The sequence below is a fragment of the Nonomuraea longispora genome, assembly GCF_004348345.1.
GTDB classification, from domain to species: Bacteria; Actinomycetota; Actinomycetes; order Streptosporangiales; family Streptosporangiaceae; genus Nonomuraea; species Nonomuraea longispora.
Genome location: NZ_SMJZ01000271.1, coordinates 1 through 10,050, shown reverse-complemented (window position 1 = coordinate 10,050; position 10,050 = coordinate 1). Strand labels below are relative to the sequence as shown.

10 protein-coding genes and 1 pseudogene are annotated in these 10,050 nt (G+C 70.7%); 9 read left to right on the top strand and 2 right to left on the bottom strand.

Going from position 1 to position 10,050, the window contains the following annotated elements; all coding sequences use genetic code 11:
• Nucleotides 1-1,393, top strand: a pseudogene (locus E1267_RS45075) (hypothetical protein); the annotation flags it as partial.
• 17 nt (nucleotides 1,394-1,410) lie between these two features.
• Nucleotides 1,411-2,238, top strand: coding sequence for a bifunctional hydroxymethylpyrimidine kinase/phosphomethylpyrimidine kinase (thiD, locus tag E1267_RS40155; RefSeq protein ID WP_132340974.1), 828 nt, complete (start codon nucleotides 1,411-1,413; stop codon nucleotides 2,236-2,238).
• Between the two features lie 336 nt (nucleotides 2,239-2,574).
• Here the strand turns inward: thiD and rpmB are convergent, their stop codons facing one another.
• Nucleotides 2,575-2,760: a 50S ribosomal protein L28 gene (rpmB, locus tag E1267_RS40150; protein WP_049556934.1), complete on the bottom strand. Its 186-nt coding sequence runs from the start codon at nucleotides 2,758-2,760 to the stop codon at nucleotides 2,575-2,577.
• Between the two features lie 487 nt (nucleotides 2,761-3,247).
• Here rpmB and recG point away from each other — a divergent pair, with 487 nt between their 5' ends.
• The 7 genes from recG (at nucleotide 3,248) to mutM (ending at nucleotide 9,516) form a co-directional block, all read left to right on the top strand.
• Nucleotides 3,248-5,422, top strand: a complete 2,175-nt coding sequence (recG, locus tag E1267_RS40140) for an ATP-dependent DNA helicase RecG (RefSeq protein ID WP_132340969.1) — start codon at nucleotides 3,248-3,250, stop codon at nucleotides 5,420-5,422.
• A 287-nt stretch (nucleotides 5,423-5,709) separates the two neighbouring features.
• The gene (rsmD, locus tag E1267_RS40135) at nucleotides 5,710-6,276 is read left to right on the top strand and encodes a 16S rRNA (guanine(966)-N(2))-methyltransferase RsmD (protein WP_132340967.1); all 567 of its coding nucleotides are present in this window, start codon (nucleotides 5,710-5,712) and stop codon (nucleotides 6,274-6,276) included.
• Nucleotides 6,277-6,290: 14 nt separating this feature from the next.
• A complete protein-coding gene (gene coaD, locus E1267_RS40130; RefSeq protein WP_132340965.1) occupies nucleotides 6,291-6,767 on the top strand; it encodes a pantetheine-phosphate adenylyltransferase in 477 nt (158 codons plus the stop codon).
• Nucleotides 6,768-6,896: 129 nt separating this feature from the next.
• Nucleotides 6,897-7,466, top strand: coding sequence for a YceD family protein (locus E1267_RS40125; protein WP_132340963.1), 570 nt, complete (start codon nucleotides 6,897-6,899; stop codon nucleotides 7,464-7,466).
• A gap of 1 nt (nucleotide 7,467) precedes the next feature.
• Nucleotides 7,468-7,647, top strand: a complete 180-nt coding sequence (gene rpmF, locus E1267_RS40120) for a 50S ribosomal protein L32 (protein ID WP_033409409.1) — start codon at nucleotides 7,468-7,470, stop codon at nucleotides 7,645-7,647.
• Nucleotides 7,648-7,851: 204 nt separating this feature from the next.
• Nucleotides 7,852-8,571 carry a ribonuclease III gene (gene rnc / locus E1267_RS40115; RefSeq protein ID WP_132340976.1) on the top strand — a complete coding sequence of 240 codons (720 nt, stop codon included), beginning with the start codon at nucleotides 7,852-7,854 and terminating at the stop codon, nucleotides 8,569-8,571.
• A 60-nt stretch (nucleotides 8,572-8,631) separates the two neighbouring features.
• Nucleotides 8,632-9,516 carry a bifunctional DNA-formamidopyrimidine glycosylase/DNA-(apurinic or apyrimidinic site) lyase gene (mutM, locus tag E1267_RS40110; RefSeq protein ID WP_132340961.1) on the top strand — a complete coding sequence of 295 codons (885 nt, stop codon included), beginning with the start codon at nucleotides 8,632-8,634 and terminating at the stop codon, nucleotides 9,514-9,516.
• Here the strand turns inward: mutM and E1267_RS40105 are convergent.
• The coding region (locus tag E1267_RS40105; protein WP_342774947.1) for an MFS transporter at nucleotides 9,425-10,050 on the bottom strand (626 nt) is incomplete at its 5' end. The genes mutM and E1267_RS40105 overlap by 92 nt on opposite strands.

Sequence of the window (10,050 nt, the reverse complement as noted above, 5' to 3'; positions counted from 1 at the left end):
CCCGCCCGCCGACCGCTCGTTCAACGGGCCCGATGCGGGCCCCGCTGACCAGACGGCCGTGTTCGGCGCTCCCGGCGGCATGCCGGCCCCTGGAACGCCGGGGTCGGGCCACGCAAGCGCTTTCAGCCGTCCCGCGGACGACGGCCGGTTCGGCGAACCGGCCGGCCGGCCGTACGGTGGAGGACCCGCTGGTCCGTACGCGCAGGACGACAGGTCCGGGCCGTCCGGAGGACCGGATGACAGGTCAGGGCCGTTCGGAGGTCCCGACGAGCGGACTGCGTTCTTCGACGGCGCTCCGGATCGTTCCGGTTTCTTCGACGAGCCCGACGACCGTACGGCAGGATTCGACCCGCCCCCCGTGCACAGCAGCGGCCCGCCCGAGCCCGGCGACATCAAGGTGGCCGGCTCGCCCACCGCCGTGCAGGCGCCGGCCTGGGCCAACGCGGAGACCGGGTTCCTGGGCTCCGGCTGGTCGGCCGACTCCGGCCCCGGCGGCCCTCAGGAACCGCCCCGCGACCGTCGCGGCCGGCGCAAGGCGCGCCGCGACGACGAGCTGATCTCCGGCGCCTCGTCTGGCGGCGGCAAGGGCAGGGTGGCCCTGCTGTCCGTCGCCGCCGTGGCCGTCGTGCTCGGCGGCACCGTGGCGGGCGTCAAGTTCATGAGCACCTCGGGCGGTACGGACAAGTGCGCGGACACCACCTGCGCGGCCGTGCAGGGCGCCACCAACCGGCCGGGACCGGAGGTCTCCCAGCCTCCAGTGGAGGAGACGGAGCCGGAGGAGGAGCCGTCGGACGAGCCGGTGGAGGACACCGGACCGGCCGAGACCCCGACGCCCACCGTCACGTACAACGCCCGTCCGCGCCACACGGAGCCGGCCAAGCCGACGCCCACCAGGACGAAGGTGAAGAAGTCGAAGGAGCCGGCCCAGGAGCCCGCGCAGGAGCCGGTGAACGATCCGGACGAGGAGAGCCTGCCCGAGGACACGCCGCTGGAGGAGCCCTCCTCGGTGGACGCCGATACCGGCGCCGCGCCGACGACCACCAGCATCCCCGAGCCCACCGACGACACCGGGTCCTTCGGTTCGCCGTCCGGCACCGGGTCGGTGAACGTCCAGCAGACCATCCGGCAACGGATGACCACGTACGCGGCGGACCTGCGGCTCTCCAACACCTCGCCCGAGACGCTGCAGAACCTCACGGTCACCGTCCCGGTCGAGGGCACGGTCGTGGACGTGCGGGGCGCCCAGTGGACGCAGGACGGTGACCTGCTGATCCTCGACGTGTCGGCGCAGCTGGCCACGGGTGACACGGTCGAGGTCTCGTTCACCGCGACGGGCAGGGGCACGCCGGCGGCCAACTGCGGGATGGTCCGCGGGGAGTGCGTCGTCAGCTGAGTGGTTGGATAGGGGACATGACGGAGCGATCACCGCAAAGCGCCCCTTCCGCCGCGGTTTCCACCCCGCCACGCGTACTGACCGTCGCCGGCTCCGACTCAGGGGGCGGCGCGGGGATCCAGGCCGACCTGAAGACCATGATGGCCCTGGGCGTGCACGGAATGAGCGTCATCGCCGCCGTGACCGCCCAGAACTCGCTGGGTGTCCAGGGCTACTGGGAGCTGCCGCCCGAGGCCGTACGCGCGCAGCTCGACTCCGTGCTCGGCGACATCGGCGCACAGGCCGTGAAGACCGGCATGCTCGCCTCGCCGGTGCTGGTCGAGACGGTGGCCGACGTACTGGGGCGGTACGACGCGCCGCTGGTCGTGGACCCCGTCGGGGTGTCGAAGCACGGCAACTCACTGCTCGCTCCCGAGGCCGTCGAGACGCTGCGTACCCGCCTGCTGCCCGTGGCCACCGTGGCGACGCCGAACCTGTGGGAGGTGGAGCAGCTCACCTCGGTCAAGGTCGAGGTCGAGGACGGCCTGCGCGCGGCCGCCGACGCCATCCTGGAGCTGGGGCCCACCTGGGCGCTGATCAAGGGCGGCCACCTGCCCGGCGCCCCGGTCGACCTGCTCACCGACGGCACCCAGGAGTTCCGCTTCGCCGCCGAACGCCTCGACAACCGCCACACCCACGGCACGGGCTGCACGCTCGCCTCGGCCATCGCCTCCCACCTCGCGGTGGGCGACGACGTGCCGTCGGCGGTGGGCAAGGCGAAGGAGTACGTGACGGGGGCGATCGCCAAGGGTTTCCCCCTCGGCGACGGCATCGGCCCGGTCGACCACGCCTGGCGCTGGCGCTGACCGGCCCCGAGCACCCTCCCGATCACGCGGACACGCGCGTCTCGGGCACCCCTGACCCGCCTGGCCGCTCCTCGGCGACGCGAAGGCGGCGTGCTCGGCGAGGAAGCGCAAGGCCGGGGGACCCAAAGGCGTGGGACCCGGCCCGGCGGAGGGGAGAAGCGGGAGCAGGGTGCGGGAGGGGCCGACCGGCGGCGCGGGAGGAAGGGCCAAGGGGCTGCGTAGAGCGAGCCCCGGAAGTGTGGGAGGAGCGGTCCCGGGATGAGCCCGTCAGGGGGCGGGCATGACGAAAGCCCGCCGGATCCCTCAGAAACCGGACGGGCTTCGTGAACGTGCGGACTAGCGGGTGACCTTGCCCGCCTTGATGCACGAGGTGCACACGTTCAGCTTCTTCGGCGTGCCGCCGATGACCGCGCGGACCGTCTGGATGTTGGGGTTCCAACGACGGCGGGTGCGGCGGTGGGAGTGGGACACGTTGTTGCCGAACGTCGGCCCCTTGCGGCAGACATCGCAGACGGAAGCCACGGTATCGCTCCTTAAAACAGTCGATGTAGCCCTGTCCGCGGATGAGCTCCGGGCGGAGGGCACGCCGGGACAACCGGCCAGCCAGACGAGAATATCCGATCCACCCCGATGGGCGCGAACCAGAGCACTGGACCGGGTCCGATGCGGCGACATTCTCCTCCACAACCGTAGCGCATCAGAGAGGTCGGAGGGCCCACACGGAGATCCTCGACCCGCCGGCGACCCGCCGGCGACCCGCCAGCGGTGCGCCGCTGGGCCCGCCTGGCCGCCGACGCGCTCGGCCAGGCCAGGACGGAGATCGACGCGCTCAACGTGTTCCCCGTGGCCGACGGCGACACCGGAACCAACCTGCACCTGACCATGCTGTCGGCGGCGACGAGCAGGGCGGCTACCCGCTCCTCATCGGCGTGGAGTGACGGCGGGACAGTCGCGCGCGGACGGCCCAGATGGGGATTCCTGTCGGCCTCAAGCGGTAGAACTAAATGCCGTGAGCCGTTTCGACGAGCCTCTGACGAAGGCCCTCGACCCGAAGACCGCCAAGCTGCTGCACAGCGTGCTCGGCCTGGAGACGGTCGGTGACCTGCTGCGCCACTATCCGCGCCGCTATGCCGAGCGCGGCGAGCTGACCTCGCTCGACGCGCTGGAGGTCGACGAGCACGTCACGGTGGTCGGCGAGGTGACCAGGCTGATGCGCAAGCCCATGCGCAACCGGGGCGGCACCTGGCTGGAGGTCGAGATCGTCGACGGCAACGGCAACAGGCTCTATCTGTCGTTCTTCGGCAAGGGCTCCCATGTGGCCGAGTCGCGGCTGAAGCCGGGCCGGCGCGGGATGTTCGCCGGGAAGGTGGGGTTGTTCGGCGCGCGGGCCAGGCCGCGCCGGCAACTGGCTCATCCGGAGTTCGAGCTGTTCGAGGAGGGCGAGGCCAACGCGGAGGAGTTCGCGGCGGCGCCGGTGCCGATCTACGCGGCCGGCAAGGACCTGACGCCGTGGGCGATCAGGCGTGCGGTCGGCGTCGTGCTCGACACGCTGGGCCCGCTGGAGGATCCGCTGCCCGCCGAGTTGCGAGCCCGCCACGGTCTGCAGGATCTCGGTGAGGCGCTCGTGGCCATCCACCGGCCGAAGGACTTCGCCGACGTCGGCAGGGCGCGCAGGCGGCTGAAGTTCGACGAGGCGTTCGTGCTGCAGGCGGTGCTGCTCCAGAGGCGGCAGGCGGCCACCGCCTGGCCGGCGAGGCCCAGGCCGAGGCGGTCCGGAGGCATGCTGGCCGACTTCGACGCGCGGTTGCCGTTCTCGTTGACGGAGGGCCAGGCGGAGGTCGGCGAGGAGGTCGCGGCAGACCTCGCGTTGGAGCATCCGATGCACAGGCTCCTGCAGGGAGAGGTCGGCGCGGGCAAGACGGTGGTGGCGCTGCGCGCGATGTTGCAGGTGGTCGACGCGGGCGGCCAGGCGGCGCTGCTGGCGCCCACCGAGGTGCTCGCCCAGCAGCACCACCGCTCGATCACCACCATGCTGGGCGATCTGGCGCAGGGAGGCATGTTCGGGGGGACGGCCGTCACCCTGCTGACCGGCTCGATGGGCGCCGCCGCCCGCCGTTCGGCGCTGCTCGACGCCGCCTCCGGCACGGCCGGCATCGTCGTCGGCACGCACGCGCTGCTGCAGGAGCACGTCCAGTTCGCCGACCTCGGGCTGGTCGTGGTCGACGAGCAGCACCGGTTCGGGGTCGAGCAGCGCGACGCGCTGCGCGAGAAGGCGGGCGGGGCGCGCCCGCACGTCCTGGTGATGACGGCCACGCCGATTCCGCGCACGGTTGCGATGACGGTCTTCGGCGACCTGGAGGTCTCGACGTTGTCGCAGCTTCCCTCGGGTCGTGCGCCCATCACCACCCATGTCGTCCCGGCCGCCGAGAAGCCCCACTACCTCGAACGCACCTGGGAGCGGGTCAGGGAGGAGGTGGCGCTGGGGCGGCAGGCCTACATCGTGTGCCCACGCATCGGCGATCTGGAGGGCGACGAGGGCGATCTCGCGACTCCGGCCGACGAGGAGCGCCGCCCGCCGCTCGCGGTGCTCGACGTGGCCAAGCTCCTGTCGGAGGGGCCCTTCCACGACCTGCGCGTCGGTACGCTGCACGGCAAACTGCCGCCGGAGGAGAAGGACGCCCTCATGCGAGCCTTCACGCGGGGCGAGCTCGACGTCCTGGTGGCTACCACGGTGATCGAGGTAGGGGTCGACGTGCCCAACGCCTCCGTCATGATCATCATGGACGCCGACCGCTTCGGCGTCTCCCAGCTGCACCAGTTGCGCGGCCGGGTCGGCCGGGGTGGCCTGCCCGGCCTGTGCCTCCTGGTCTCCGACTTCCCCGAGGGCACCCCGGCCCGCGCCCGCCTCGACGCGGTGGCCGCGACGCTCGACGGGTTCGAGCTCTCACGGGTCGACCTGGAGCAGCGGCGGGAGGGCGACGTCCTGGGCGCGGCGCAGTCGGGCAAGCGTTCCTCGCTGAAGTTGCTGCAACTGCTGCGCGACGAAGACGTGATCGCCACGGCCAGGGAGGAGGCCGGCGCGCTGCTGGCCAGGGATCCCGAGCTGGCCGCCCACGAGGGGCTGCGCGCGGAGATCGAGCGACTGCTGGCCGACGAGCGGGCGGACTACCTGGAGAAGACGTGACATGCCGCCGGCGCGGCGGCTGAAGGATGATCATGTAAAAGGCCCAGCCGCGGGGACGGCCTCCCCCCGAATGCCGTCCCCGGCTGGGCCCACCCTCGGGTCAGGTGCCGAGGGAACCGGCGTGCGGAAGGGCTCACGATCACGCCGGTCGGCCTTCATGTGGGTCACCTTGAAGGCCGCAGAACTCATCATGCGGGCCGATCCCCCCGATGTGAATCACCCTTGCGTACTCGAGGCAGACACTTGTGCACTCTTGACCTGCGCGAACATACGGAACAATGGGTGACATGACGCGGATCATCGCAGGCAGCGCGGGTGGCAGGCGGTTGGCCGTGCCTCCGGGGCGAGGGACGAGGCCGACCAGCGACAGGGCGCGAGAAGGGATCCTCTTGACGCTCGATTCGCTCCACGGCATCCGCGACGCCCGGGTGATCGACCTGTACGCCGGTTCCGGGGCGGTCGGGCTGGAGACGCTGTCCAGGGGAGCGGCGGCGGCCCTGCTCGTCGAGTCCGACCCCAGGGCCGTGCGGACGATCAGGGCCAACGTCGAGTCGCTCGGCCTCGACGGCGCCCGCGTGGTTGCCGACAAGGTGGCGCGGGTGCTCGGGAAGGCGCCTGAGGAGCCGTACGACATCGTGTTCGCCGACCCGCCCTATGCCACGTCCGACGGCGAGGTGGAGCGGGTGCTGGAGTTGCTGCGCGACAACGGCTGGCTGGTTGACGGGGCGTTGGTGGCGTTCGAACGGGAAAGCAGGGGAAAGGCCCTTATGTGGCCGGAAGGCTACGTTGAGGAGAGGGTCCGTCGATATGGTGAAGCGTCCGTTTGGTACGGTCGCGCCGCCGGGAACCCGTAGACCTGGGAGGCGTCTTGCGCCGCGTAGTCTGCCCGGGGTCGTTCGACCCCATCACCAATGGCCACCTCGACATCATCGGCCGGTCCGCGCGGCTGTACGACGAGGTGACCGTGGCAGTCCTGATCAACGTCGAGAAAAGCAGCCTGTTCACGGTCGACGAACGGATCGACATCCTGCAGACCGTGACCAAGGACTATCCGAACGTCAAGGTCGAGAAGTTCCACGGCCTGCTGGTCGACTTCTGCAGGCAGCACGACATCCCCGCCATCGTCAAGGGCATCAGGGTGGTCAGCGACTTCGACTACGAGCTGCAGATGGCGCAGCTCAACTACCGCCTGTCGGGGGTGGAGACGCTGTTCATGCCCACCAACCCCGAATACTCGTTCCTCTCCTCCAGCAGGGTGAAGGAGATCGCCCGCTACGGTGGTGACGTGTCGGGCCTGGTGCCTGATCTGGTGCACAAGCTGCTCGTCGAACGCCTGAGAGGCTAGCCTCCACCGCGGTGCCGGACGTGCCTCCCACGTGGGGCGCTGTGCCCCTGGGGGGTCTGTGGGGGCGTGCCCCTCGCAGGGGCTGGTATTCTTTCTTTTCGGCCTTGTACGACGGCGACGGTTTTCGCCATGCCTAGCGAGAGCAGGATGACTCAGCACCTCGACCCCCGCTCCCCTTGGGTGATCTCCACCCACGACCTGGGAAAGCGGCCGGGCACGATGAGGCGGACGACCCTGTCGCTCCCGGCACCGGCAGATCTCGGCGTCGACATGATCGGTGTCCCCAAAGACGCCGAAGTCGAGCTGGATCTCAGGCTCGAAGCAGTGATGGAAGGCGTGCTCGTCTCTGGCACGGCGCATGCCCCGCTCGCCGGGGAGTGCGCGCGGTGCCTCGACCCTGTCACCTCGGACGTCGAGGTCAACTTGCAGGAGCTGTTCTTCTACTCCGGCGAGGACGCCTCGGAGGAGGATTCGCTGCTCGACGGGGAGCTGCTCGACCTCGAGCCGACGTTCCGCGACGCGGTGGTGCTCGCACTGCCGTTGAGCCCGGTGTGCAGGGACGACTGCGAAGGGCTCTGCGCGGAGTGCGGGATCAAGCTGGCCGAGGCCGGCGCGGATCACCGGCACGAGAAGATCGACGCCCGCTGGGCGTCGTTGCAAGGTCTGATTTCCGAGAACGATAACGATCAGGAGAAGTGACGTGGCCGTCCCGAAGCGAAAGATGTCGCGGAGCAACACCCGCGCCCGTCGCTCCCAGTGGAAGACGACTGCTGTCGCCCTGGTGAGCTGCCCGCAGTGCCGTTCGCCGAAGCAGCCGCACATCGCGTGCCCCACCTGCGGCACCTACAACCGTCGTCAGGTCATCGAGCCGTCCGCCTGATTGACGTGATGCCGACCGGGTGCCATTGTGCCTCGGTCGGCGTTACCGTCTCAGATGCGTGCGGCGGCGGTTCGCCCGCGGCCGTGGTGGACGCCGGGGCTACGCGTTACCCCGACGCCCACCACGTTTTCGGGCATCTTCCGCAGTCGGCGCGCCATGTGAAGATGTCCGAGGAGGAAGCACGTGGGCGCAGGTCCTAAGCCGGTGGCCGTGGAGGTCGCCAGAGACGAGCTGGAGCGGGTCCTGGCGGTAGCCCTTGACCCCGCCATTCTCGAGCGGGCGCTGACGCACCGCTCCTACGCGTACGAGAACGGTGGCCTGCCCACCAACGAACGCCTGGAGTTCCTGGGCGACTCCGTGCTGGGCCTGGTGGTCACCGACACCCTCTACCGCAACCATCCCGACCTGCCCGAGGGGCAGTTGGCGAAGCTGCGCGCGGCGGTGGTCAACATGCGGGCCCTGGCCGACGTGGCCCGTGGTCTCGTGCTGGGCCGCTTCCTGCGGCTCGGCAGGGGCGAGGAGGGCACCGGCGGGCGCGACAAGTCGTCGATCCTGGCCGACACCCTGGAGGCGCTGATCGGCGCGGTCTACGTCGACAAGGGCCTCGACGAGGCGTTCCGGGTGGTGCACCTGCTGTTCGATCCGCTGATCGTACGTTCGGCGTCGCTGGGCGCCGGGCTCGACTGGAAGACCTCGCTGCAGGAGCTGACCGCCTCCGAGGCGCTGGGCGTGCCCGAATACCATGTCGAGGAGAGCGGCCCCGACCACGCCAAGTCGTTCACGGCGATGGTGCGGGTCGGTGGCGAGTCCTACGGCTCGGGCACCGGTCGCAGCAAGAAGGAGGCCGAGCAGCAGGCGGCCGAGGCGGCGTGGACCCGCATCAGGGCCCGCAGGGAGCAGCGCGAGAGCCAGCCCGCGAGCTGACCCGGCGCCCTGAGGGTTGCCACAAGGTGATAGTTCAGCGTCCAGAGGGCGAGGTGCGTGATGCCCGAGTTGCCCGAGGTTGAGGTCGTCAGGCGCGGCCTCGCGCAATGGGTCGTCGGCCGTGAGATCGCCTCCGCGGAGGTGCTGCACCCCCGCGCGATCAGGCGTCACATGCCCGGCCCCGACGAGTTCACCGCGCGGCTGAAGGGCCGCGCGCTGCTGTCGGCCGAGCGCCGCGGCAAATATCTGTGGTTGCCGCTGTCGGGCGCCGAGGAGGCGCTCATGGCGCATCTGGGGATGAGCGGCCAGCTGCTGGTGGTCGACGGTGACGCGCCGCCGGAGAAACATCTGCGCGTACGCGTCCGGTTCGAGGACGGCGGCCCCGACCTGCGCTTCGTCGATCAGCGTACGTTCGGCCACGTCATGCTCACCGCCCTGGCCGGCGGCGTGCCCGAGCCGATCGCCCACATCGCGCCCGACCCGTTCGAGGCGGTGTTCGACGACGACGAGTTCAGCCGCAGGCTGAGGGCCAGGCGCACCGAGGTCAAGCGGGCGCTGCTCGACCAGTCGCTGATCAGCGGCGTCGGCAACATCTACGCCGACGAGGCCCTGTGGATGGCCCGGCTCCACTGGGCCCGCCCCACCCAGACGCTCACCCGGCCCAAGATCGCCGAGCTTCTGGGCGCCGTACGCACGGTCATGGCAGCCGCCCTCCAGCAGGGCGGCACGTCGTTCGACAGCCTGTACGTCGACGTCAACGGCGACAGCGGCTACTTCGAGCGGTCCCTGGAGGTCTACGGCCGGCGCGACCTTCCGTGCTCCCGCTGCGGCACCCCGATCAGGCGTGAGGCGTTCATGAACCGCTCGTCCTACTTCTGCCCCAGATGCCAGCGACGAGCGCGCTCAGCGCGGCCAGGACCGCCGCCGGCCACATCACCGCAGTGATCGACACGCCGTCGGCCACCCGGCCACCGGCGAACGCGCCGAGCGCGATGGAGACGTTGAAGGCGCTGACGAACAGCGCCGTGCCGAGTTCGCCGCCGCCCTCCCGCATGATCCACAGCTGGAGCGCGACACCCACGCCGCCGTAGCCGAGGCCCCAGACCACGAGCACGACCAGGGGGAGTCCCGTCACGGGCAGCGCCGCCGTGGCCAGGGCCATGAGGGCGGCCAGCGCCATCAGCACCGCCCTGGGGTTCCTCGCGGCCAGCGACCCCGAGACGAAGTTGCCCGCCACGCCCGCGGCGCCGTACACGAGGAGCGCGGTGCTGACGAGGGCGGGACCGGCGTGCGCAACCTGTTCCATGAACGGCCGGAGGTAGGTGTAGGCCGCGAAGTGGCCGGACACGATGAGGACGGTCAGCACGAGCGTGAGCTTGAGCGGCCGTGAGAGCCACGACAGCCTCCTGGAGGGCCTGGTGCCGCCCGCGGCCTCCTGGGCGCCGGGAAGGCCGCGCGGGTCTGTGAGAGGGTCCTGGG

Bases quoted from the DNA above. Each gene is read 5' to 3' on its own strand.
- thiD (WP_132340974.1), top strand. From the start codon at position 1,411: ATGACGGAGCGATCACCGCAAAGCGCCCCTTCCGCCGCGGTTTCCACC.
- rsmD (WP_132340967.1), top strand. From the start codon at position 5,710: ATGACGCGGATCATCGCAGGCAGCGCGGGTGGCAGGCGGTTGGCCGTG.
- E1267_RS40125 (WP_132340963.1), top strand. From the start codon at position 6,897: ATGCCTAGCGAGAGCAGGATGACTCAGCACCTCGACCCCCGCTCCCCT.
- mutM (WP_132340961.1), top strand. From the start codon at position 8,632: ATGCCCGAGTTGCCCGAGGTTGAGGTCGTCAGGCGCGGCCTCGCGCAA.